This window comes from Agrobacterium sp. M50-1 (assembly GCF_049843495.1).
GTDB lineage: Bacteria > Pseudomonadota > Alphaproteobacteria > Rhizobiales > Rhizobiaceae > Agrobacterium > Agrobacterium radiobacter.
Map to the genome: position 1 here is coordinate 23604 of NZ_JBBHZH010000007.1, position 23135 is coordinate 46738.

Annotated in this window: 19 protein-coding genes; 18 read left to right on the forward strand and 1 reads right to left on the reverse strand. The window is 60.6% G+C overall.

The window, feature by feature from the left end:
- The first annotated feature begins 60 nt into the window (after window positions 1–60).
- The 7 genes from WDZ78_RS17000 to WDZ78_RS17030 all read left to right on the forward strand — a co-directional run bounded on the left by WDZ78_RS17000 (window position 61) and on the right by WDZ78_RS17030 (window position 8366).
- Window positions 61–1101: an ABC transporter substrate-binding protein gene (locus WDZ78_RS17000; RefSeq protein ID WP_026363598.1), complete on the forward strand. Its 1041-nt coding sequence runs from the start codon at window positions 61–63 to the stop codon at window positions 1099–1101.
- A gap of 273 nt (window positions 1102–1374) precedes the next feature.
- Entirely contained in the window at window positions 1375–2448 is a 1074-nt protein-coding gene (locus WDZ78_RS17005; RefSeq protein WP_020010152.1) for an ABC transporter ATP-binding protein, read from the forward strand.
- On the forward strand, window positions 2445–3323 hold the full coding sequence (locus WDZ78_RS17010; protein WP_020010153.1) for an ABC transporter permease: 879 nt from the start codon (window positions 2445–2447) through the stop codon (window positions 3321–3323). Before WDZ78_RS17005 ends, WDZ78_RS17010 begins: the two co-directional genes overlap by 4 nt.
- Before the next feature lie 12 nt (window positions 3324–3335).
- Entirely contained in the window at window positions 3336–4130 is a 795-nt protein-coding gene (locus tag WDZ78_RS17015; protein WP_020010154.1) for an ABC transporter permease, read from the forward strand.
- Window positions 4131–4312: 182 nt separating this feature from the next.
- On the forward strand, window positions 4313–5710 hold the full coding sequence (locus WDZ78_RS17020; protein WP_425673677.1) for an NAD(P)/FAD-dependent oxidoreductase: 1398 nt from the start codon (window positions 4313–4315) through the stop codon (window positions 5708–5710).
- Window positions 5707–6969, forward strand: coding sequence for an NAD(P)/FAD-dependent oxidoreductase (locus WDZ78_RS17025; protein ID WP_425673678.1), 1263 nt, complete (start codon window positions 5707–5709; stop codon window positions 6967–6969). Before WDZ78_RS17020 ends, WDZ78_RS17025 begins: the two co-directional genes overlap by 4 nt.
- Window positions 6969–8366 (forward strand): FGGY family carbohydrate kinase, encoded by a 1398-nt coding sequence (locus WDZ78_RS17030; RefSeq protein WP_425673679.1) that lies wholly within the window; start codon window positions 6969–6971, stop codon window positions 8364–8366. Before WDZ78_RS17025 ends, WDZ78_RS17030 begins: the two co-directional genes overlap by 1 nt.
- A 119-nt stretch (window positions 8367–8485) precedes the next feature.
- Here the strand turns inward: WDZ78_RS17030 and WDZ78_RS17035 are convergent, their stop codons facing one another.
- Window positions 8486–8956: a heme-degrading domain-containing protein gene (locus WDZ78_RS17035; protein WP_425673680.1), complete on the reverse strand. Its 471-nt coding sequence runs from the start codon at window positions 8954–8956 to the stop codon at window positions 8486–8488.
- A gap of 412 nt (window positions 8957–9368) precedes the next feature.
- Here WDZ78_RS17035 and WDZ78_RS17040 point away from each other — a divergent pair, with 412 nt between their 5' ends.
- The 11 genes from WDZ78_RS17040 (at window position 9369) to WDZ78_RS17090 (ending at window position 23091) form a co-directional block, all read left to right on the forward strand.
- A complete protein-coding gene (locus WDZ78_RS17040; protein ID WP_425673681.1) occupies window positions 9369–10415 on the forward strand; it encodes a LacI family DNA-binding transcriptional regulator in 1047 nt (348 codons plus the stop codon).
- Entirely contained in the window at window positions 10412–11425 is a 1014-nt protein-coding gene (locus tag WDZ78_RS17045) for a Gfo/Idh/MocA family protein (RefSeq protein WP_425673682.1), read from the forward strand. Before WDZ78_RS17040 ends, WDZ78_RS17045 begins: the two co-directional genes overlap by 4 nt.
- Window positions 11422–13035 carry an acyl CoA:acetate/3-ketoacid CoA transferase gene (locus WDZ78_RS17050; RefSeq protein WP_425673683.1) on the forward strand — a complete coding sequence of 538 codons (1614 nt, stop codon included), beginning with the start codon at window positions 11422–11424 and terminating at the stop codon, window positions 13033–13035. Before WDZ78_RS17045 ends, WDZ78_RS17050 begins: the two co-directional genes overlap by 4 nt.
- On the forward strand, window positions 13028–13807 hold the full coding sequence (locus WDZ78_RS17055; RefSeq protein ID WP_425673684.1) for an enoyl-CoA hydratase/isomerase family protein: 780 nt from the start codon (window positions 13028–13030) through the stop codon (window positions 13805–13807). Before WDZ78_RS17050 ends, WDZ78_RS17055 begins: the two co-directional genes overlap by 8 nt.
- Window positions 13807–15327 carry an aldehyde dehydrogenase family protein gene (locus tag WDZ78_RS17060; protein WP_026363603.1) on the forward strand — a complete coding sequence of 507 codons (1521 nt, stop codon included), beginning with the start codon at window positions 13807–13809 and terminating at the stop codon, window positions 15325–15327. Before WDZ78_RS17055 ends, WDZ78_RS17060 begins: the two co-directional genes overlap by 1 nt.
- A gap of 146 nt (window positions 15328–15473) precedes the next feature.
- On the forward strand, window positions 15474–16715 hold the full coding sequence (locus tag WDZ78_RS17065; RefSeq protein WP_020010164.1) for an ABC transporter substrate-binding protein: 1242 nt from the start codon (window positions 15474–15476) through the stop codon (window positions 16713–16715).
- 229 nt (window positions 16716–16944) lie between these two features.
- Window positions 16945–17823, forward strand: a complete 879-nt coding sequence (locus WDZ78_RS17070) for a carbohydrate ABC transporter permease (protein ID WP_003504335.1) — start codon at window positions 16945–16947, stop codon at window positions 17821–17823.
- Complete coding sequence (locus WDZ78_RS17075; protein ID WP_080867168.1) at window positions 17823–18707, forward strand: carbohydrate ABC transporter permease; 885 nt, start codon at window positions 17823–17825, stop codon at window positions 18705–18707. The genes WDZ78_RS17070 and WDZ78_RS17075 overlap by 1 nt, the downstream gene beginning before the upstream one ends.
- Before the next feature lie 3 nt (window positions 18708–18710).
- Window positions 18711–19826 (forward strand): ABC transporter ATP-binding protein, encoded by a 1116-nt coding sequence (locus WDZ78_RS17080; protein WP_020010167.1) that lies wholly within the window; start codon window positions 18711–18713, stop codon window positions 19824–19826.
- Between the two features lie 17 nt (window positions 19827–19843).
- On the forward strand, window positions 19844–21349 hold the full coding sequence (locus WDZ78_RS17085) for an FAD-dependent oxidoreductase (RefSeq protein WP_425673685.1): 1506 nt from the start codon (window positions 19844–19846) through the stop codon (window positions 21347–21349).
- Window positions 21350–21435: 86 nt separating this feature from the next.
- Window positions 21436–23091: a GMC family oxidoreductase gene (locus WDZ78_RS17090; RefSeq protein ID WP_425673686.1), complete on the forward strand. Its 1656-nt coding sequence runs from the start codon at window positions 21436–21438 to the stop codon at window positions 23089–23091.
- Window positions 23092–23135 lie beyond the last annotated feature (44 nt).

A 23135-nucleotide genomic window follows, 5' to 3' on the forward strand; every position in this document is an offset into this window, starting at 1 on the left:
CAATCTTACGGGTGGCGGATCCGTTCGCCACTCCCAATAACAATAGAGGAGAACAGGACAATGAAGAAAACGATACTTCTGAGTGGGATTCTCATGCTTGGCGCGGCCGCCCTGCCGGCGCACGCCCAGCAGACCGTAACGTTCCTCGGTTATAGCGGCCTTTTCCAGGAGCGTTACACCAAGGCCGTCATCGAGCCTTTCATGGCCGCCAACCCTGACATCAAGGTCGATTATTTCCCGCAGCAGGGTTCTGCCGCCATGCTCGGCTCGTTGCGCGCCCAGAAGGCTGCGCCACAGGCCGATATTGCGCTAATGGACGTCTCCGTCGCCAAGACCGGCACGGATGAAGGCCTGTTCGACAAGATCGATGAAAGCGTCACCAAGAATGTCGCCGACCTCTATCCGAACGCCCGCTTCGAGGGTGTCGCCGGCGTCGGCGTGACCTTTGACAATCTCGTTCTCATCTACAACACCGATGCAATCAAGACCGCACCGGACAGCTGGAATGCGCTCAAAGACAGCGCCTTCAAGGGCAAGGTCGCCATGCTGAGCGCTCCTGACATCGTCGGTATCGGCACGACGATCATCATGGACCATATGAATGGCGGCACCGATTTCATCAAGAATATCGACGCCGGCATCAATGCGATGGCGGAAGTCGCGCCGAACGTCCAGACCTGGGAACCGAAGCCGGAAGTCTATCCGAATGTCGTCAACGGCCAGGTGTCGCTGGGCGTGGGCTGGAATGCCCGCAGCCAGGTGAATGCTGATGGTTCCAAGGGCAAGATGAAGGTGGTTCTGCCCAAAGAAGGCACCATCCTGCAGATCAACACGCTCAATCTCGTCAAGGGCGGCCCATCGTCCGAGGCGGCCCGCAAGTTCGTTGACTATGCGCTGAGCCCGGAAGCCCAGGCTGCCTTTACCGCCGCCATGTATTATGCGCCGACCAATGCCAAGGCAACGGTGGCTCCCGATGTCAGCGATCGCACGGTCGTCAAGGCGATGGACAAGGTTATCCCGGTTGACTGGATCGGCCTCTCGAAGGTTCGTGACAAGATCACACAGGACTGGCGCCGCAAGGTCATCCCGCTCAGCCGCTAAGGCTTTCGCGCCCGGCGTGAAAAATGGCAAGACTTCCGCATCCCTTCGGGTGGATGCGGAAACGGCATAGCCCTCGGCTCATTTCCTCCGTCGGTGTCGGGGTCGATGGAGGGGAGTGGTCCGAGGATCGGCATTAGGGAAAGCGCCGCGCACAGCGCAGGTGAATTTCCGCCGTGATTGCATAGATCAAGGGACAGGACATGTCCGAGACCCCGCCGGGGTGGAACATGTTCTGGAGAAAGGCAAAAAGCCGGAATGGGAACTTCAGACATCATGCAGCCAGGATTTCTCTCGATTCGTTCACTGACCAAGCGCTACGAGACCATGGTCGCCGTCGATAATCTCAACCTCGAGATACCCAAGGGCGAACTTGTCGCTTTCCTCGGTCCATCCGGCTGCGGCAAGTCGACGTCGTTGCGCATGATTGCAGGCCTCGCGCCCGTGACGTCGGGTTCGATCCTGATCGATGGCAAGGACGTGACGAAGCTTGCGCCCTACAAGCGCGACATCGGCCTCGTTTTCCAGAGCTACGCGCTCTTCCCGCACATGACGGTCCTCAAGAACGTCATGTTCGGTCTTGAAATGCGCAAGGTGCCGGCTGCCGAAGCGGAACGTCGCGCCCGTGAGGCGATTGCCATGGTGCACCTGGAAGGGCGTGAGGACCGTCGTCCCGCCCAGCTTTCCGGTGGCCAGCAGCAGCGCGTCGCACTGGCGCGTGCGCTTGTCATCCAGCCCTCCATTCTCCTGTTCGATGAGCCTCTTTCCAATCTCGATGCCAAGCTGCGCGACGAGATGCGCTCGGAAATCCGCCGCATCCAGAAGCAGCTCGGCATCACCTCCATCTTCGTCACGCATGATCAGGTAGAGGCGCTCAGCATGTGCGACAAGGTCGCCGTCCTCAATGGCGGGCGGCTGGAACAGCTCGGCACCCCGCATGATCTTTACGAACGTCCGGCAACGGCTTTCGTCGCCTCCTTCGTCGGCCGCACCAACAGGCTGGTCGGAAACGCGGTCGGCGATCACATCACGGTCGGCGATGCGGTATTGCGGGCACCCGGTTCACACAATGGCAAGATTGATTTGATGGTGCGGCCGCACCGCATGGCCATGACGGTTGCTGATGACGCCGTGCCAGATTTCGATGGCGCGCCGGTCAACCGCATCACCGGTGAGGTTCGTGACGTCTATTATGCCGGTGATATCCTCCATTACGAGATCGCCGCCGGCGGGCAGACATTGTCGGTGGAGCGCGCGACATCAGGCGGCGAAACGCCGGTGGCGGCCGGCAGTGCGGTCAGCCTCATCTGGCGCGTGGAGGACACGCTGGTCTTCGGAGCAGGCCAATGACGGCGGCGGTCATGATCACGGCTCCCGGCAGCCGCACATCCTCCATGGTGTTTCTCGCAACGCTTCTTCTCGGGCCGATCATCGCGGTCAATGGCCTTGCCTTCGTAATGCCCGTCTTCAACCTGCTTTTGCTTTCCTTCCGTGAAAGCCTCGGCGGTGGCGGTCTTGGGGAAGCCCACACGCTCGACAACTGGTCGTCCACGCTGACCGACGGTTTTTATATCGAACTGATCGGCCAGAGCATCCTGACCAGCCTTCTGATCACCATTCTGACACTCATCGCCTCCTATCCCATCGCGCTTTACCTTCATCGGGCGCAGGGCCGCTGGAAAACGCTGCTGCTGGTGCTCGTTATTTCGCCGCTTTTGACCTCGGCCGTGGTGCGCACCTATGGCTGGATCGCGATCCTTGCCGATGACGGCCTCATCAACAACATCCTCTTTGCACTCGGCGCCGAAAGCGGCGTGCGGTTGCTGTTCAACAAGGTTGGCGTCGTCATCGGCCTCACGGAAATCCTGATGCCCTATATGATCCTGGCGCTGCTTGCCGGTTTCGGCAGGCTTGATCCACGTGTCGAGGAAGCGGCCGAAACACTCGGCGCGTCGCCCTGGAAGGTGTTCTGGCGGATCATCGTGCCGCTCACCATGCCCGGCGTCGCGCTCGGTTGCCTGCTCTCCTTCGTTCTGGCGGTCAGTTCGTTCATCACCCCCAAGCTGCTCGGCGGTGGGCGCGTCTTCCTTCTGGCGACGGAAATCTACGATCAGGCCATCGTGACGCTCAACTGGCCACTCGCTGCGACGCTGTCGATGATCATCCTCGTGATCTTCGGTGCGGCGCTGGTGCTTTATTCCCGGCTTCTGCGGGCCATTCTTTAAAGGAGATCGAAGATGGAAGAACGTCCCGCTCCGCTGGCGCTGAAAATCGTCGCCTTCATCATGTTCCTTTTCCTGCTGGCGCCCGTGGTTCTCGTCGTGCCGATCTCGTTTTCGGCCGACAGCTACATGGCCTTTCCGCCCTCCGGCTGGAGCCTGCGCTGGTATGTGGAACTCATGCATAATTCCAAGATGATGGCGGCGCTCGGCACCAGCACCCTTCTCGCCGTCATCGTCACAGTGCTGTCCATGCTGATCGCGTTGCCTGCCTCCTATGCCATCGTGCGCATGCGGGTGATCGGCGCGGATGCGCTTCTCGCCTTCTTCACGGCTCCGCTGCTGCTGCCCACCATCGTGCTCGGCCTCGCGATCCTGATCGTCTTCGCTGGCGCCGGCCTGCTCGCCACTTTCACCGGTCTGGTGATCGCCCACCTCATCATCGTGCTGCCCTATGCGCTGCGCGTCCTCACCACCTCGCTTGCGGGTCTGCCGCTGATTTTCGAGGAGGCTGCTTCGACACTCGGGGCATCGCCGCTCACCGTCTTCCGGCGCGTGACCATGCCGATGATCGCGCCGGGCGTCGTGGCGACGGCCGCACTTTCCTTTCTCGTGTCGTTCGATGAAGCGGTGATTTCGCTGTTCCTCACCGGCCCGCGCATCACCACGCTTCCCGTCGCCATGTATCAGCATGTGGAAACGCAGGCGGATCCGCTTGTTGCGGCCATTTCCGTTCTCTTGATCGTGCTCACCCTTGCAGTCGTCCTCATCGTCGACCGCACGGCGGGCCTGACCAAGACTTTCGTGAAGTAAGGGCGGGAAAGACGGCATATTGGGAGATTATCAGCGTGAGGCTGGTCAATCCTGGAACCTGTGCCGTCCCGCCTGACTGACGCCGCGCGAATTTCACTCTCGTTTATGAACGCCGCGGCTCATCGGCGCGATCCGTCGCGCCCGTTGATTTCGCTTTGAACGACGAAGGCAAAGGGAAGCCCATGGCTCAGACCCCCTCCACGGAATTCGACGTTGCCGTCATCGGCGCCGGTGTGGTCGGTTGCGCGGTCGCCCGCCGCTTCGCGCTGGCCGGTGCGAAGGTGGTGGTCATCGAAAAAGGCTCCGATATCCTCTCCGGCGCCTCCAAGGCCAATAGCGCCATCCTCCATACCGGCTTCGATGCGCCGGAAGGCAGTCTGGAACTGGAACTGGTGAAGGCGGGCCGGGCGGAATATCTTTCCATTCATGGGCAGATGGGCCTTAGCCTCGTTGAAACCGGCGCGCTCGTCTGCGCCTGGAACCCGGACGAGGCGGAAAAACTGCAGGCAATCGCCGATCAGGGTCGGCGCAACGGCATTGCCGGACTTGAGCTCCTTACGGCCGGACAGGCCCGTGAAACCGTGCCGGGCCTGTCCAAGCGTCTTGTGGCAGCGCTTGAAGTCCGGGGCGAACATATCATCGATCCGTGGTCCGCCCCGCTTGGCTATCTCACACAGGCGGTGGCGCTGGGCGCGCAGCTGGTGCGAAACGCGGAGGTTCTGTCCGGTGTGTTCGACGGTGCGTGGCGGATTGAGACGACGGCGGGCGCTATCCTTGCCGCGAGCGTCGTCAATGCCGCCGGCCTGTTCGGCGATATCGTCGATGCGCGTCTGGGGCTTTCACCCGAATTTACCATCAAGCCCCGTAAGGGGCAGTTTGTCGTGCTTGATAAGGCTGCCCGCCGGCATGTGCCGCGCATCATCCTGCCCGTTCCGACCGAAATCACCAAGGGCATCGTGGTGTGCCCAACCGCCTTCGGTAATGTTCTCGTCGGGCCGACGGCGGAAGAGCAGGATGAGCGCGAGCGGGCGACGGTCGAAACGGCGACACTGGAAGCGCTGCTGAAACGCGGTGCGGAGATCGTTCCGGCGCTGGCCTCTGTTTCCGTGACCGCCGTTTATGCCGGTTTGCGGCCGGCCTCTGAAAAGAAACATTACCGGATTTCCGCGCGGCCCGAGCGGCGCGCCATCACGCTCGGCGGGGTGCGTTCCACGGGTCTCAGCGCAGCACTCGGTCTGGCGCAACATGCTTTGGCGCTCCACGAGGGTTTCGGTAGGGATTTTGCCCCGCCGCCTTCAGTCCCAGAAGTGACGATGCCCAACCTGACCGAAACCTGCGAGCGGGACTGGCAGCGCGCCGATCACGGCGAAATCGTCTGTCATTGCGAACTCGTCACCCGCCGCGAGATCGAGGCGACATTCTTAAGTCCGGTGCCGCCTGGCGATTTCGGCGGGCTGCGGCGGCGCACCCGTGCCGGCATGGGGCGCTGTCAGGGCTTTTATTGCAACGCCCGGCTGGCCGCGATGACGGGCGACCGTCTGGCAGCCCCGCTAGCCGTTCGGGAGGGAGACGACCGATGAGCGCCGTGGAGTCCTTTCAGCGAGAGCATCCAAACGCTGAGGATGCAGATGTAATCGTGGTTGGCGGCGGCCCGGCAGGCGTGGCTGCGGCGCTGGAGCTGAAAGCGCGCGGTATCGACCGCGTGATGATCCTCGACCGCGAGCCGGCCCTTGGCGGCGCGACCCGGCATTGCCTGCATTCGCCCTTCGGCATGCGCGAATTCAGACGCGTCTATTTCGGCCCTGCCTATGCACAACGCCTGCAGCGGCAGGCGCAGGAGGCGGGTGTCGATATCCGCACCGGTCATTCCGTGGTGGAACTGGGGCAGGATGGCGCGATGCTGGTGACATCGGCGCGTGGGGTCGAGACGCTGAAGGCCCGGCGTATCGTGCTGGCGACAGGCGCGCGGGAAAAACCACGCTCTGCGCGGCTTCTGCCCGGCGACCGGCCGGTGGGCGTCATCACCACCGGCACGCTGCAATCCTATGTCGCCTTTCACGGCATCATGCCCTTTCGCCGGCCGTTGATCATCGGTTCGGAACTGGTTTCCTTTTCCGCGCTTCTGACCTGCCTCACGCATCGCGCCCGGCCGGTGGCGATGATCGAGCCGGAGCCTCATCCGCTGGCGCGGTCGCCTTTTCATTGGTTTCCGCGACTGGCCGGGGTGCCCTTTCATTGTGGTGCGACACTCATGGATATTCGCGGGCGTAACCGTGTCGAGGAGGCCGATATTCGTTTGGCGGGTGGCCGCATTCTGACGGTTCAATGCGACGGTGTTCTGCTCACCGGACGGTTCACGCCGGAGGCAGCCCTTCTCAACGCATCCCCCTTGGATGTAGCGGCAGGCAGCGCCGGGCCGCTGATCGATCAGGATGGACGCATGGCCAACCCGATCTTTTTTGCCGGTGGGAATGTATTGCGGGCCGTGGAAACGGGGGGCTGGGCGTTTCGCGAAGGTCGCCGCGTCGGCGCGGCGGTGGCTGACGATCTCGTTCGGGAACCCTGTGACGCCCCCGCGGTGCCTGTCACCTTCACCGATCCACTCAAACTTGTGGTTCCCACCATGTTACGGTCGGGAGGGTTTGACAGACCGGCATTTCGGGACTTTCAGCTTCGCTTCGCCAGACGCGTTCGAGGCCGGCTTTCGCTTCGTCTAGAGGGAACGGAAGTGTGGAGCAAGACAGGCCTGTGGCGCCCTGAACGCCGTGTGCTGGTGCCCATTCCCGGCGCTGCGTTTGAAGCGAGCCAGATTGCCTTTCACTTGCAGGAGACCAATTGATGCGCATTGCGGCGATCGATCAGGGGACGACGTCGACCCGGTGCCTTGTGGTGAGCGATAGCGGCACGGCGGAGGTCGTGGCCAGCCGGCGTCACGCGCAATCTTATCCGGCCGCGGGCCATGTGGAGCATGATCCGGAAGAACTGCTGGGCAATATTCGCGCGGTGCTGGCCGCCGCTGGGCCGGTGGACGCCATCGCTATCGCCAATCAGGGCGAGAGTTGTCTGGCGTGGGATGCCGTGAGCGGTGAGGCGTTGTCGCCGGTCATCGTCTGGCAGGATGCCCGTACCGCCGAAGCGCTGGCCGCCCTGCCGCCCTCGGCGACAAATCGTTCGAAAGAGATTTGCGGGCTGCCGCTCGATCCCTATTTTTCGGCCAGCAAACTGGCCTGGCTGGTGAGGCACAATCCGGCAGTGGCGCAGGCAAGGGCCGCAGGGCGTTTGCGGCTGGGCACTACCGATGCGTTCTTTCTGGACCGGCTGACGGGCGCTTTCCGCACGGACCTTGCGACGGCGTCGCGCACGGGGCTGCTCGATCTTTCAACCGGAGACTGGAGCCCTGAACTCTGCGCGCTTCACGGCGTGCCGATGGATTGCCTGCCCCTGATCGCTCCTGTCGATAGCGGTTTTGGCGCGGTTGAGGCAACGCCCATCCGCGTTTCCATTGTCGATCAGCAGGCCGCGCTTTATGGGCATGGCTGCCGCAAGGCCGGCGATTGCAAGATAACCTTCGGAACCGGGGCCTTTCTGCTGGCCGTTGCCGGTAACGGGCGTCCGTTGGCGGGCGAGCTTCTGCCGACCATCGGCTGGAAAATGCAGGGCGCGCGCACCGTCTTCGCCATCGAAGGCGGCGTCTACGATGCCGGCGCGGCACTTGAATGGGCAAAAAAGATCGGCCTATACGCGGATAGTGCCGAGCTCGATGGTTTCGAGGGACCATCGGCCATTCGCCGCGGCCTTGTATTCGTGCCCGCCCTTTCGGGCCTTGCCGCGCCCTATTGGGACAGGCAGGCCGTGCCGCTTTTCATCGGCATGGACCACGCCACCGGACGAAGTGACATGGTGCGCGCCGTGCTGGAAGGCATTGCCCTGCTGACGGCTCGGCTGATCGAGGCGGCATCGGCTGTTGCTCCCATAGGCGATACGATCTCCATCGATGGCGGCTTGTCGAACAGTCGCTATTTCGCCCGTTTTCTGGCCGCAGCCAGCGGCCGAACCATTTGCGTTCCTGCCATGCGCGAGCTGACGGCGCTCGGTCTGGCGGAACTGTGCGGTATCGATGTTGCCTCCATGCGAAACGATGCCGAGATATTCACGCCTGACGGATCGGTCGGGGCAGCTGACCACGCCCGCTTTGCGCGCGCCATAGACAATGCGCGGGGCTGGCGGGGCGGGTGACGCCTCCCTTTTTGTCGCCTTCACGCCGAGCGCTTACCTGACGAATGAAAGGGCGGTGTCGGTACCGGCGATCGGAGGAGGGCTTATTCCGGTGTGACGAGTACTCGTGTCGAACCATGTCAGCCTGTGAGCATTTCTTTCAGGCAGAGTGTAATAAGATTGTGGTCTTCAACGTCAGGCAGTCCGCTGACACCCACCGAGCCGATCAGTGTGCCGCCGCGGATAATGAGGGGGAATCCACCGCCGCTGGCAACGAAATCGCTGACCGGCAGGCCGAACTTTGCGTTGAAGTCGTATCCCTTCAGTTCGGCTTCGAGCCGGACCTGAAGCGAACTGCGGTGAAAACGATGAACGACCGCGCATTTGCGGCGTGTCCATCCAAAATTGTCGATAGTCGCACCCGGCAGCAGGCTGGCGAACACCACGTCGGCGCCGTGCCTTATCTCGATTGCAACGGGAAGCGCCTGCGCCGCTGCCCGCAGTCTTATCAGGCTGCCCAACTTCCAGGCGAAGTCATAGTTGAAGGTGTTGAGCTGAAGGGCTGCTAGCTCTGCCCGCAGAGCGTCAAGCGAAGGCGTTTGGGTGGTCATTCATTGCTCCGGAATGAGGGGTGATCGTTTACCGGCCGTAGGCGTTGGCCGGTAAACTACGATCCATTAGGGCGGAAGGGCAAGCGTCGCTGTTCCGGCTTGGCCGAACACTGCCGGCCTTCGCGTTCGCCGGCATTGCAAACTCGACCCACCTCGCTCCCGCTGAGAAGAAATAATAGCGTATTTTTGGAACGTTCCATTTTTCAATGGCAATTATGCCGAAACTTCATAGGGTTTCTGAAAATCATGGAAACCAAAAGAGATCATAATATCATTGAAATTAAAACATTATTGGCGATTTTAGACGGAGCCTTTCGTAGTTTTCGATTTTGCTACGGCGATGTCACTTGACAAAATTGGAACGTTCCAATTAATTACCCCTCGATCTTGATGGACGACCTGGGAGGGTTCAATGACTGGCGGACGGGTGACCGTTATAGATATCGCGCAGGCCGCAGGCGTGTCGAAATCGACAGTCTCGCTGGTGCTGCGGGGTTCGCCGCTCGTCAATGAGGGGACGCGGGCCAAGGTCAATGCGGCGATGCGCGAGCTTGGTTATGTCTATAACCGTGGCGCCGCGAACCTGCGCCAGACCAGTGCGAAATCGAAAATCATCGGTGTCGTCGTCAACGATCTGACGAACAGCTTCTTTGCGGAGCTTGCCGTCGGCGTTGATACGGTCGTGCAATCGGCCGGCTATGTCCAATTTCTTGCCAATACCAGCGAAAGCATCGACCGGCAGCGCGAGGTGATTGCCTCGATGCGCGAGCATGGCATTTCCGGACTGATCGTGTCGCCCGCCCGTGCGACTGATCCGCTCGACTTCAAGCCGCTGATTGCCGCCGGCATTCCTGTCGTGGTCGTTGTTCGCAGTCTGCCCGGTGCGAAAGTCTCGTCGGTGGCATCCGACAATCAGGCCGGCATGGCGCAGGCGGTTGCCCATCTTGCCTCGCTCGGCCACAGCCGCATCGCTTTCATGGGCGGCTTTCCCGATACGGCGGTTTTTCACGAGCGGGTCGGCGGCTTTCGGGATGCCCTGGCTGTCGCCGGTCTGCCTTTTCAGGAGGCGGCCGTTGTTCCCTGCACGCCCTCGCGCGCCGGCGGGGTCGAGGCGATCGGTCGAGTGCTCGAGGCGACTGAGCCAGTCACGGCCGCCGTCTGCTTTAATGATGCCGTGGCTTTCGGCGTTTGCGACGGGCTGCGTGCCCGGCAGATGGAGGCGGGGCGCGATTTTGCGGTTGTCGGCTTTGACGATGTCATCGAAGCCAAGACGACGGTGCCGGCTTTGACCACCATCGCCGTCGACCCCCAGGGGATCGGCAGGCGGGCGGCGCAGCTGCTTCTCAAGCAGATCAATTCAGAGAAAGCCGATGCGGAGACCGTGACAACGGCGGTTCGGCTCGTTTTGCGGGAGAGCTGCGGAGCGCAACGCAATAAAGTCGGGAGGACATTGACATGACGGTGCGTTGGGGATTGATCGGCGCAAGCACGATCGCGCGCGAATGGGTGATCGACGCGATCAGAAAAACCGGCGGCGAGGTCGTTTCCGTTCTGAGTTCCAACCCTGTTCGCGGGGCGGAATATGCGGCGGCAAACGGCATCCCGAATGTCGCTGCCGATCTGGCGTCGCTTCTTACCGATCCGGCCATCGATGCGGTTTATATTTCCACGACGAATGATCTGCATTGCGAGCAGGCGCTCGCCGCTGCCGGAGCGGGAAAACACATTCTTTGTGAAAAGCCTTTGGCGCTGTCGCTCGAAGAGGCGCACGCGATGGCAAACGCGGCCCGCGAGGCAAACGTCGTTCTGGCCACAAATCATCATCTCCGCAATGCCCCCACTCACCGCGCGATGCGCGATGCAATCGCCGCCGACAGGATCGGAACGCCGCTCAGCGCGCGCGTCTTTCACGCGGTTTACCTGCCGCCGCACTTACAGGGCTGGCGGCTGGACAAGCCGTCTGCGGGCGGCGGCGTTATCCTCGACATCACCGTGCACGACGTCGACACGCTTCGCTTTGTGCTGGGTGCCGATCCGGTCGAGGTCATCGCGTTTTCTCAGGCCGGCGGCATGAGCAGGGAAGGTCTTGAAGACGCCGTCATGGGTGTCATCCGTTTCGAAAATGGTGTTATCGCGCAGTTCCACGATGGCTTCACGACCAGATATGCCGAGACCGGTTTTGAGGTTCATGGCACCGAAGGCTCCCTGATCGCCAGAAATGTGATGACCCAGAAGTCGGTCGGCACTGTCGTGCTGCGCACCGAGGCTGGCGAGGAGGAAATCCAGGCGGGTTCCGACAATCTCTATGAGGTCGCGCTCAAAGCATTTCACTCGGCCATCACGGGCGGCAAACCTGCCGCGACTGCTGAAGACGGCATCTGGTCGCTGGCGACCGGGCTTGCCGTCGTCGAAGCTGCGAAAAGCGGAGCCGCTGTTCGGGTCAAAACGGGAATTGAGAGCCGGTCATGAAAAAACACATCACTCCCGCGCAGGCAGCGGATCTCATTCCAGATGGCGCAATCGTTTCCGTCTCGTCATCAAGCGGTCTGGGTTGCCCCGATCTGATGTTGAAGGCGATTGGCGACCGCTTCGATGCGACCGGACACCCAAAGAACATCACGACGCTTCACCCGATTGCCGCCGGTGACATGAGCGGCATCAAGGGTGTGGATCACATTGCGAAAAAGGGCCTGCTGAAGCGGATCATCGGCGGTTCATATCCGTCCGGTCCATCCAGCGCCGAGCCGCCTCTGATCTGGCAGATGATCACCGCCGATGAAGTTCCGGCCTATAATATCCCATCCGGTATCATGTTCGACATGCATCGCGAGGCGGCCGCAAAGCGCCCGGGTGTTCTCACAAAAATCGGCCTCGATACCTTTGTCGATCCGGCCCGTCAGGGCTGCGCGATGAATGCTTCGGCAGCGGCCGAGCCGGTCGTCAAGCGCGTCACTTTCGAAGGCGAGGAATGGCTGCATTTCCCCTCAATCATTCCGCAGGTGACGATCATTCGCGCGACGACCGCCGATGAGCGCGGCAATCTCTCCTACGAACATGAGGGCGCTTATCTCGGAGGTCTCGATCAGGCGCTCGCCGCCCGAAACAATGGCGGCATCATCATTGCGCAGGTAAAGCGCATCACCAAGGAAGGCTCGCTCAAACCGCACGATGTGCGGGTGCCGGGCATGCTGGTGGATTACGTTGTTGTCGATCCCGATCAAAAGCAGACGACCCAGACGGCCTATGATCCGGCGATCTCGGGAGAGGTTTTCCATCCGCTCGATTCATTCGAGGTGCCGGAATTCAATATCCAGAAGGTGATTGCCCGTCGTGTGGCGCAGGAGCTGGAGGCTGGCAGTTGCGTCAATCTCGGTTTCGGCATCTCTGCGAATGTGCCGAGAATTCTGCTGGAAGAAGGGCTGCATGGCGCTGTGACCTGGGTGATCGAGCAGGGTGCGGTCGGCGGGGTTCCCCTGTTGGATTTCGCATTCGGCTGCGCCTCGAACGCCGACGCCTATATGCCTTCACCCTATCAGTTCACTTATTTTCAGGGAGCGGGCTTTGATGCATCGCTGCTGTCCTTCCTCGAAATCGGCAAAGACGGCTCCGTCAATGTCTCGAAGCTTTCCTTCCGTCCGCATGTGACCGCAGGCGCAGGCGGCTTCGTCGACATCACGGCGCGGGCGAGGAAAATCGTCTTTTCCGGCATGTTCAATGCGGGGGCAAAGCTGTCGATCAATGACGGCAAGCTGGTTGTCGAAAAAGAAGGCAAGCTGAAGAAGCTCGTCAATGAGGTTGAGCACGTGACCTTCTCGGGCCGCAGGGCAATCGAGCAGGGCCAGGATATTACCTATGTCACTGAACGTTGCGTGATGAAGCTGGCGCGGCAAGGCGTCGTGTTGACCGAGATCGCGCCGGGCATCGATTTGCAGACACAAATCCTCGATCAGTCAGAGTTCGAGCTTATCCTTGCCGACGACCTCAAGGTGATGGACGCCTCGCTTTTTGCCGAAGCCAATATTGGCCTTGCGCTGCCAACAAAAAGCGCCCGCGTGCTGGAGGGAACCTTCCATGGCTAACGGCACGGTTCGCGTCGAAATCGACGGCCACATCGCGATCATGACGGTGTCGCGGCCGGAAAAACGCAATGCTCTCGATCTGGGTATGCTCGGCGCGCTGATGGCGTCCGCCGATGAGGTTGAGGCAAACAGCACGGTCCGTGTGGCGATCCTGACGGGCGAGGGGCAGGGCTTTTCGGCGGGCGGCGATATCAAGGCATGGGGCGGTATGCAGCCTCAGGAATTTGGCCACGCTTGGGTTCGCCACGGTCACCGGGTTTTCGAACGTCTTGCAACCTTGCGGGTGCCATTGATCGCCGCACTGAACGGCCATGCGCTCGGCGGCGGCCTTGAACTGGCGGGTATCGCCGACATTCGCATTGCCGAGGAGCAGATCAAGATCGGTCTGCCGGAAACCAGCCTCGGAATGGTGCCCGGCTGGTCGGGCACGCAGCGGCTGGTCAAGCGGTTCGGCGCCCAGCCCGTGCGCCGGATGGCGCTCGGTGGCGAGGTATTCAGTGCGCAGGAAGCGCTCGCGCTTGGGATTGTCGATGCCGTTACCACAACGGGCAATGCTCTGACCGCCGCGAAAGATTATGCGGAGCGCGTCGCCGCGCGTGGTCCGGCCGCGTCCGAGATCGTTAAATTGATGATCGCTTCGGCAAGCGGTGAAGACAATGGCACGGCGATCGAAGCATTGGGTTCCATCCTGGCTGCCAAGACCGGCGACCTGAAAGAAGGCGTGGCGGCATTTGGCGCAAAGCGCCCGGCGATATTCAACGGAGAATGGTGATGACGGTTCTGATCAATCCGAAAATGCTGAGCGACCGGACGGCCCGAGATTTCAAGATGCTCATCGACGGCAACTGGATCGAAAGCAATGTCGACCCGATCGAGCGGGTAGCGCCCGGCCATGGCTCCGTCGTCAGTCGTTTTCAATCCGGAACCAAGGCCGATGCGGAACGGGCGATAGCGGCCGCGCGCGCCGCTTTCGATAATGGCCCATGGCCTCGCATGACTGCTTCCGAACGTTCGGCTATTTTGTTGAAGGCTGCGGACCTGATTGCCGCGCGATCCGAAGAACTTGCCTATCTCGATGCGGTCGAGGCCGGCAAACCGATTACCCAGGTGCGTGGTGAAATCGCCGGTTCCGTCGATATCTGGCGTTATGCCGCCGCACTTGCGAGAGATTTGCACGGCGAAAGCTACAACACACTCGGTGACGGCACGCTCGGCGTTGTCCTGCGCGAAGCGATCGGTGTCGTGTCGATCATCACACCCTGGAATTTCCCTTTCCTGATCGTCGGTCAGAAGTTGCCTTTTGCGCTGGCGGCCGGCTGCACGACGGTTGTAAAGCCCTCGGAACTCAGTTCCGGCTCGACGCTTGTTCTCGGCGAAATCCTGCAGGAAGCGGGCGTGCCGAAGGGTGTGGTCAACATCGTGACGGGAACCGGCGCCGAGGTCGGTTCGATCATGACCTCGCATCCGTCCGTCGATATGGTTTCTTTCACCGGTTCCACGGGCGTCGGCAAGCTGACCATGGTCAATGCCGCGCAAAGCCTGAAAAAGGTCTCGCTTGAACTGGGCGGCAAGAACCCGCAGATCGTATTTCCGGACGCTGATCTCGATGCGTTCATCGACGCGGCTGTCTTCGGGGCCTATTTTAATGCCGGCGAGTGCTGCAATGCCGGGTCGCGCCTTATTCTTCACAAGAGCATCGCGGCGGATGTGGTCAAACGCGTCGGCGAACTTGCCAGCAAGGTAAAGGTAGGCGATCCTCTGGACTCGACGACACAGGTCGGCGCGATCATTACGCCACAGCATCTTGAAAAAATCTCCGGTTACGTTTCAGATGCGAAAAACAGCGGCGCACAGATCGCTCATGGGGGAGAAAAGCTCGACTTGGGAATGGGGCAGTTCATGTCGCCGACCATTCTTTCCGACGTCACGCCGGTCATGGCCGTTGCGCGTGAAGAAGTTTTCGGACCGGTCCTTTCGGTTCTGACCTTTGAGACAACCGCAGAAGCCATCGAAATTGCCAACTCCGTCGATTACGGCCTGTCCGCAGGCGTCTGGAGCCGCGATTTCGATACGTGCCTGACGATCGGACGCCGCGTGCGGGCCGGTACGGTGTGGATGAATACCTTCATGGATGGCGCGAGCGAGCTGCCGTTTGGAGGTTACAAGCAGTCCGGTCTCGGCCGGGAGCTCGGCCGCCATGCGGTCGAGGACTATACGGAAACCAAGACCCTGAACATGCATATTGGCGGACGCACCGGCTGGTGGATGCCGCAGACTGAAAAACCGGCGTAGATCATAGGATTAGAGCGGGATTTCAGGCGAAAACCGCACACACTTTTCGCCATCCCGCTCTAGCCGGTTAGACTGACTGCGTCCGAGGAGGACGGGTGACGGGGCGGGGTATTCCTCGCTTTAATTTGCGACAATGGGAGGAACATATGCGCAAATTTCTGACAGGCACTGCATTGGCAGTGTCCATGATGGCCGGCGCCGCACAGGCGGCGGAGAGTGTTGAAGTCCTGCATTGGTGGACGTCCGGCGGCGAGGCTGCCGCACTCGACGTCCTGAAGAAGGACCTTGAGGCGAAGAATATCTCCTGGACCGATATGCCTGTCGCCGGCGGCGGCGGCACGGAAGCCATGACGGTGCTGCGCGCCCGCGTTACCGCCGGCAACGCGCCGACCGCCGTGCAGATGCTCGGTTTCGACATTCAGGACTGGGCGAAAGAAGGCGCTCTCGGCAATCTCGATGAACTGGCCGCCAAAGACGGCTGGGACAAGGTCATTCCGAAAGCCCTGCAGCGCTTCTCGAAATATGACGGGCACTGGATTGCAGCCCCGGTGAATGTGCATTCCACCAACTGGATGTGGATCAACAAGGCGGCGCTCGACAAGGCCGGCGGCAAGGAGCCCAAGAACTGGGACGAACTGATCGCCATGCTCGACAACTTCAAGGCGCAGGGCATTACCCCCATCGCCGCTGGTGGACAGCCATGGCAGGACGCAACAATCTTCGACGCGGTCGTGCTGTCGCTCGGCACGGATTTCTACAAGCAGGCGTTCATCGACCTCGACCCGGCAGCACTTGGCGGCGAGAAGATGAAGACCGCTTTCGAGCGCATGACGAAACTTCGCACTTACGTGGATGACAACTTCTCCGGTCGCGACTGGAACCTTGCTTCCGCCATGGTCATCGAAGGCAAGGCCGGCGTTCAGTTCATGGGCGACTGGGCGAAGGGTGAATTCGTCAAGGCGAAGAAGGTGCCGGGTACGGACTTTGTCTGCGTCCGTTATCCTGAAACGCAAGGGGCGGTGACCTTCAACTCCGACCAGTTCGCCATGTTCAAGGTCGCTGCCGACAAGGTGCCGGCGCAGATGGAAATGGCCGCCGCAATTGAAAGCCCGACCTTCCAATCGGCATTCAATGTCGTCAAGGGTTCGGCTCCGGCCCGGTCCGATGTGTCGAACGAGGCCTTTGACGCCTGCGGCAAGAAGGCGATCGCCGATCTTGCCGAGGCTGACAAGAGCGGCAAGCTTTTCGGCTCGATGGCCCATGGTCACGCCAACCCGGCTGCCGTCAAGAACGCGATCTATGACGTCGTTACCCGTGAGTTCAACGGTGAACTGACGGCGGATGAAGCAATCGTCGAACTGCCGGCTGCCGTCGCAGCCGCAAAGTAAACGCGCAAAAATGCGGTGGGGGCATACCCCCACCGCACCAATGCTCGCATGAAATCGCAGTCGAACCGTCCGGGCGCCTTGCAGGCAGCCTGTCGCCTTCGGCTACCTAAACTCTTTGTTTTGTCGCATTTCCGAACGGAAAACCGGGGTCCACTTTTCCTGGAAATGCTCTCATTGACGGAAACGGTAAGCGTCGGGCGCTGTTTCAAGGATCAAGGATATCTGCGCGATGACTGGTCGTAGTCGACTTCAGGAGCTGTTACCGAAGCTTGTTCTGGCTCCAAGCTTCGTCGTCATTATCATTTTTGTATACGGCTTCATCGCCTATACGGGTTTCCTGTCGTTGACGGACAGTAAGATGCTGCCCTCCTACAATTTCGTCGGGCTTCTGAATTACCAGCGGCTCTGGGCGCTGCCGCACTGGTGGCGAGCGATCAGTAACCTCGCGATCTTCGCGTCGCTTTACATCATCATCTGCTCGGTTCTCGGCCTGTTTCTGGCGATCCTGCTCGACCAGAAAATCCGCGGCGAGGGCTTCCTGCGGCCGATCTATCTCTACCCCATGGCGCTGTCTTTCATCGTCACGGGCACGGCGTGGAAATGGTTTCTGGACCCCGGCATCGGCCTGCAGAACACCATGCATCTGTGGGGCTGGGAAAGCTTCCAGTTTGCGTGGATCAAGGACCGCAACTACGCCATCTACTGCGTGGTGATCGCGGCGGTCTGGCAGTCCTCGGGCTTTGTCATGGCGATGTTTCTGGCCGGTCTTCGTGGTGTCGACAATGAAATCATCAAGGCGGCCCAGATCGACGGCGCTTCCACCGTCATGACCTATCGCCGCATCATCATTCCACTGATGCGGCCGGTCTTCCTGTCCGCATTCGTCGTTCTCGCTCACCTCGCAATCAAAGCCTATGACCTCGTGGTTGCGTTGACGGGCGGCGGGCCGGGGCAGGCGACCGAGCTGCCAGCGACATTCATGTATTCCTACACGTTCACGCGCAACTCCATGGGCATCGGTGCATCGTCGGCGATCATCATGCTCATCATGATCTTCTCGATCATCGTGCCCTATCTCTATTCGGAAATTCGCGGAGGGAAACGCTGATGAGCGGCGCTCCAAACCAGCAAAATGCAATCAGCCACGGCCATCTGACGCGCGGACTGATCTATCTGGCGCTAATATTCTTCGCCATCTACTACATGCTGCCGCTCTACGTCATGGTGGTCAATTCGCTGAAACCACTGGACGAAATCCGGCAGGGCGGCATGCTGAACCTGCCGCAGGTGTGGACGATTGAGCCGTGGCTCTCCGCCTGGTCCACGGCGCAGATCGGCGTTCAGCCGACGGGTCTGAAGCCCTTTTTCATCAATTCGATCCTGATGGTCGTTCCGGCTGTAGCGATCTCCACCATCGTCGGCGCGCTGAACGGTTACGTTCTGACCAAGTGGAGCTTTCGCGGTTCGAACGTCTTCTTCGGTCTGCTGCTGCTTTCATGCTTCATCCCGTTCCAGATCGTACTGATCCCCATGGCGCGCATCCTCGGCACGCTGGGTCTGGCCGGTTCGATCTGGGGCCTGATCATGGTGCATGTGATCTATGGTCTCGGCTTCACCACGCTCTATTTCCGCAACTACTATGAAGCCTTCCCGACGGAACTCGTCCGGGCGGCGCAGATCGACGGTGCGAGTTTCTTCCAGATTTTCCGCCGCATCCTGCTGCCGTCATCGGGACCGATCATCGTAGTCTCGGTCATCTGGCAGTTCACCAATATCTGGAATGATTTCCTGTTCGGCGCCTCGTTTTCGGGTGCGTCCTCGACCCCGATGACGGTGGCGCTCAACAATCTCGTGTCCTCATCCACGGGGGTCAAGGAATACAACGTCCATTTCGCGGGCGCGATCCTCGCCGCCCTGCCAACCCTCATCGTTTACATCGTCTCCGGCCGCTATTTCGTACGGGGTCTCATGTCCGGCGCTGTGAAAGGATAAACCATGTCGTTTCTCGAAATCTCGCATCTGCGCAAGTCCTACGGCGCGCTGGAAATTCTAAAGGACATCAATATTGAAATCGAGGAGGGCGGTTTTCTGGTGCTCGTCGGACCTTCCGGCTGCGGCAAATCCACCCTGCTCAACACCATTGCCGGGCTGGAGCCCATCACGTCAGGCACGATCTCGATCAACGGGCGCAACGTTGCCGGTCTGCCGCCGTCGCAGCGGGATATCGCCATGGTGTTTCAGTCCTACGCGCTCTATCCCAACATGACCGTTGCCGGGAACATCGCCTTTGGCATGGAAATCCGCAAGGTTCCGAAGGAAGAGCGCGAGAAGGCGATCAGGCAGGTCGCCGATATTCTCCAGATCGGCCATCTCCTTGACCGCAAGCCGAGCCAATTGTCGGGCGGCCAAAGGCAGCGCGTCGCCATGGGCCGTGCGCTGGTGCGCAACCCCCAGGTCTTTCTTTTCGATGAGCCGCTGTCCAACCTCGACGCCAAGCTGCGCGTCGATATGCGCACCGAGATCAAGCGGCTTCACCAGCGGATGAAGACGACGATCGTCTACGTGACCCACGATCAGATCGAGGCGATGACGCTGGCGACGAAGATCGCGGTTCTGAAGGACGGCGTTCTGCAACAATTCGGCTCGCCCGCCGAGATTTACAATAATCCGGCGAACATGTTCGTCGCCGATTTCATGGGCTCGCCCGCCATGAACCTTCTGACCGGCACCATCGAACAGGACGCGGCCGGACTTTCCGTTTCCCTTGCGAGACCCGATGGGGCGCCGATGCGTCTTCCCGTCGCCGCCGGCAAGGAGGCGCTGGCGTCCCATGCGGGCAGGCAGGTCATTTTCGGCATTCGTCCAGAAGCTCTGACAGACCCGGAAGGGGCGGACCGGAACGCCAGAACGCTTGCAGAGGGAGAATGCCACATCGAGGTCGTGGAGCCGGCCGGATCGGATACATTCGCCGTCACCAAGCTCGGCGGTAAGGAGGTCGTTGCCCGCCTGCGTGCCGATGCCCGTATTCATGCCGGCCAGAACGCCCGCCTTGCCTTCAACCTCGACAAGGCCGTGTTCTTCGATCCGACGAGCCAGGCGCGTATTGCCTGAATATTTGGTGGATCGGCATGATGAACAGTCCAGACATTGTCATTATCGGCTCCGGTATCGGCGGCGCGACGATTGCCGCCGGGCTTGCGGCGACAGGCGCTGACATCCTGATCCTTGAAGCCGGCGATTACATCGCCGACAGCCCGATCAATCGCGACCAGCGCGCCATCTTTCAAAAGGGCCATTTTCGCCCAAAGGAGAATTGGTACGAGGCCAATGGCGCTGCGTTCAATCCCGGCAATTATTACAATGTCGGCGGAAATTCGAAATTCTACGGCGCGGTGCTGTCGCGCTATCGCAAGGAAGACTTCAGCGAGATCAGGCACAGGGAAGGCGTGTCTCCCGCATGGCCGTTTCCTTATGAGGAGCTGGAGCCATGGTACAGCAAGGCGGAGGCGATGTATCAGGTTCGCGGCGCGCTGGGCCAAGACCCGACTGAACCCGAACATTCCACCGCATATTTATTTTCCCCGGTTGCGGACGAGCCGCCTGTGGCGGATGTGCGGGCGCGCCTGAAGGCGAAAGGCCTGCATCCCTTCTCCCTGCCGCTTGCCATCGATATCGAAAAATGGCTCTCGAAAGGCCCGACACCGTGGGATGCCCATCCAAATTCTCGCGATGGAAAGATGGATGCGGAGACCGCGGCGCTTCTCAAGGCCCTTGAATATCCGAACGTCAAAATCGAAACCGCCGCCAGAGTGACCAGACTTGAGGCCGGACAGAGCGGCAGCATTGAGCGTGTCCATTTTGAAAAGCACGGCGAGGCCCGCTCGGTCACGCCGAAACTGGTGATCCTGTCTGCGGGAGCCGTGCAGTCTGCCGTGCTGCTTCTGCGCTCGGCGGATGAGCGATATCCGAAGGGTCTGGCGAATTCCTCCGATCAGGTCGGGCGAAACTTCATGAACCACAATTCGTCGGCGGTGATCGCCGTGTCGCCAAGCTTCCGCAACACGGCCGTCTATCAGAAGACATTCGGCTTCAATGATTTCTATCTGTCCGACGGCGAGGGCGGGCCGCCGCTTGGCAACGTCCAACTGCTCGGCAAGATTTCCCCGGCGATCTTGAAGGGAGCAATGCCCCGCATGCCGGAATGGCTGCTCCGGCAACTGACCGGGCACGCGATCGATTTCTACGCCATGAGCGAAGACATTCCTCATCCCGACAGCCGGATAATGGTCGACGGAAATCGCATCGTGCTCCACTGGCGGCGGACGAACTGGGACGCTCATCTGGCGCTGGTTGCGAAATTGAAAGGCATCCTCAAATCGATCGGTTTCCCGATCGTCCTGTCGAAACCGTTCGATAAACGCACGCCGTCGCATCAGTGCGGCACGATCCGCATGGGTAGCGACCCGGCGACCGCGCCGCTCGATCCCTTCTGCCGTTCCTATGACCACCGCAATCTTTTCGTTGTCGATGCCAGCTTTCTGCCGACGTCGGCCGCCGTCAATCCGGCTCTCACCATTGCGAGCCAGGCGCTGAGGGTTGCCCATCATATCTCGACGGAGGACCTCGCCCCATGAGGCTGACGACCCCGTATTTCATGGCCGCGATGCCGCTTTATGCCGATGGCGGCCATCAGATTACTCAAGTGTAACAGGATAGTTCGATGCGTTTCGACTATATTATCACCGGTGCCGGCCCCGCAGGATGTGTGCTTGCAAACCGTTTGAGCGAAGACCCCGATGTCAACGTCCTGCTGCTCGAAGCCGGTGGAGGGGACTGGAATCCGCTTTTCCATATGCCCGCCGGTTTTGTCAAGATGACCAAAGGCGTGGCGAGCTGGGGCTGGGAGACCGTGCCGCAGAAGCACATGAAGGGCAGGGTGTTGCGTTACACCCAGGCCAAGGTGCTGGGCGGCGGCTCATCGATCAATGCCCAGCTTTATACGCGCGGCAATGCGGCCGACTACGACACATGGGTCTCCGAGGATGGCTGTGACGGCTGGAGCTATCGCGACATCCTGCCCTATTACAAACGCGCCGAAGACAATCAGCGTTTTGCCGACGATTATCATTCCTGTGGCGGACCACTTGGCGTCTCCATGCCGGTTTCGGCCCTGCCCATCTGCGATGCTTACATTCGAGCAGGCCAGGAACTCGGCATACCCTATAATCACGATTTCAACGGCCGGCAGCAGGCCGGCGTCGGCTTCTATCAGCTCACCCAGCGCAACCGCCGCAGATCGTCCGCATCACTCGCCTATCTCAACCCGATCCGTCATCGCAAGAATCTGACGATCAAACTCGGCGCACGCGTCTCCCGCATCGTGCTGGAAGGAAAACGCGCTATCGGGGTCGAGGTGGTCGGAAAGTCCGGCTCGGAAATCATCCGCGCCGAACGGGAAGTCCTCGTCTCTTCCGGCGCCATCGGCTCCCCCAAGCTTCTTCAGCAATCGGGCATCGGCCCGGCGGACCATCTGAAATCCGTGGGCGTGAAGGTGCTGCATGACCTGCCCGGCGTCGGTTCGAACCTGCAGGATCATCTCGATCTTTTCGTGATTGCCGAATGCACCGGCGACCATACCTATGACGGCGTCGCCAAGCTTCATCGGACGATATGGGCGGGGCTTGAATATATTCTGTTCCGTACAGGCCCGGTTGCCTCCTCGCTATTTGAAACGGGCGGTTTCTGGTATGCGGACCCGGACGCGCGCTCGCCGGACATCCAGTTCCATCTGGGATTGGGGTCGGGTATCGAGGCGGGCGTAGAGCGGCTGAAAAACGCCGGGGTCACCCTGAATTCCGCCTATCTTCATCCCAGATCGCGCGGAACCGTGCGGCTGTCATCCTCCGATCCGGCCGCCGCGCCGCTGATCGATCCCAATTACTGGTCCGATCCGCATGACCGGAAGATGTCGCTGGAAGGCCTCAAGATCGCCCGTGAGATATTCCAGCAGGCGGCGTTGAAGCCATACATCATGGCGGAACGTCTTCCCGGCCCCAAGGTCATGACGGATGATGAGCTTTTCGAATACGGCTGCGCGAACGCTAAGACCGATCACCATCCCGTCGGCACCTGCAAGATGGGCAACGGGCCGGAATCCGTCGTCGGCCTTGATCTCAAGGTTCATGGTCTGGAAGGGCTGCGCGTCTGCGATTCCTCGGTCATGCCGCGCGTTCCCTCGTGCAACACCAATGCGCCGACGATCATGGTCGGAGAGAAGGGCGCGGATCTGATAAGAGGACTTGCCCCCCTTGCACCGGCGATTTTTTCGTACGAACGCAATGAAACGCGTCCAAGGGCGCGCGCGCAGGTTCGATAGTCATTTCGCGGATCAGGCGGTCTTGATGCGAACCCGAGACGAAG

Coding starts and splice junctions, on each gene's coding strand:
- WDZ78_RS17050 (WP_425673683.1), top strand. CDS start 11,422: ATGAAAAAACACATCACTCCCGCGCAGGCAGCGGATCTCATTCCAGAT.
- WDZ78_RS17045 (WP_425673682.1), top strand. CDS start 10,412: ATGACGGTGCGTTGGGGATTGATCGGCGCAAGCACGATCGCGCGCGAA.
- WDZ78_RS17035 (WP_425673680.1), bottom strand. CDS start 8,956: ATGACCACCCAAACGCCTTCGCTTGACGCTCTGCGGGCAGAGCTAGCA.
- WDZ78_RS17015 (WP_020010154.1), top strand. CDS start 3,336: ATGGAAGAACGTCCCGCTCCGCTGGCGCTGAAAATCGTCGCCTTCATC.
- WDZ78_RS17060 (WP_026363603.1), top strand. CDS start 13,807: ATGACGGTTCTGATCAATCCGAAAATGCTGAGCGACCGGACGGCCCGA.
- WDZ78_RS17055 (WP_425673684.1), top strand. CDS start 13,028: ATGGCTAACGGCACGGTTCGCGTCGAAATCGACGGCCACATCGCGATC.
- WDZ78_RS17000 (WP_026363598.1), top strand. CDS start 61: ATGAAGAAAACGATACTTCTGAGTGGGATTCTCATGCTTGGCGCGGCC.
- WDZ78_RS17070 (WP_003504335.1), top strand. CDS start 16,945: ATGACTGGTCGTAGTCGACTTCAGGAGCTGTTACCGAAGCTTGTTCTG.
- WDZ78_RS17065 (WP_020010164.1), top strand. CDS start 15,474: ATGCGCAAATTTCTGACAGGCACTGCATTGGCAGTGTCCATGATGGCC.
- WDZ78_RS17030 (WP_425673679.1), top strand. CDS start 6,969: ATGCGCATTGCGGCGATCGATCAGGGGACGACGTCGACCCGGTGCCTT.
- WDZ78_RS17090 (WP_425673686.1), top strand. CDS start 21,436: ATGCGTTTCGACTATATTATCACCGGTGCCGGCCCCGCAGGATGTGTG.
- WDZ78_RS17025 (WP_425673678.1), top strand. CDS start 5,707: ATGAGCGCCGTGGAGTCCTTTCAGCGAGAGCATCCAAACGCTGAGGAT.
- WDZ78_RS17040 (WP_425673681.1), top strand. CDS start 9,369: ATGACTGGCGGACGGGTGACCGTTATAGATATCGCGCAGGCCGCAGGC.
- WDZ78_RS17075 (WP_080867168.1), top strand. CDS start 17,823: ATGAGCGGCGCTCCAAACCAGCAAAATGCAATCAGCCACGGCCATCTG.
- WDZ78_RS17085 (WP_425673685.1), top strand. CDS start 19,844: ATGATGAACAGTCCAGACATTGTCATTATCGGCTCCGGTATCGGCGGC.
- WDZ78_RS17020 (WP_425673677.1), top strand. CDS start 4,313: ATGGCTCAGACCCCCTCCACGGAATTCGACGTTGCCGTCATCGGCGCC.
- WDZ78_RS17080 (WP_020010167.1), top strand. CDS start 18,711: ATGTCGTTTCTCGAAATCTCGCATCTGCGCAAGTCCTACGGCGCGCTG.
- WDZ78_RS17005 (WP_020010152.1), top strand. CDS start 1,375: ATGCAGCCAGGATTTCTCTCGATTCGTTCACTGACCAAGCGCTACGAG.
- WDZ78_RS17010 (WP_020010153.1), top strand. CDS start 2,445: ATGACGGCGGCGGTCATGATCACGGCTCCCGGCAGCCGCACATCCTCC.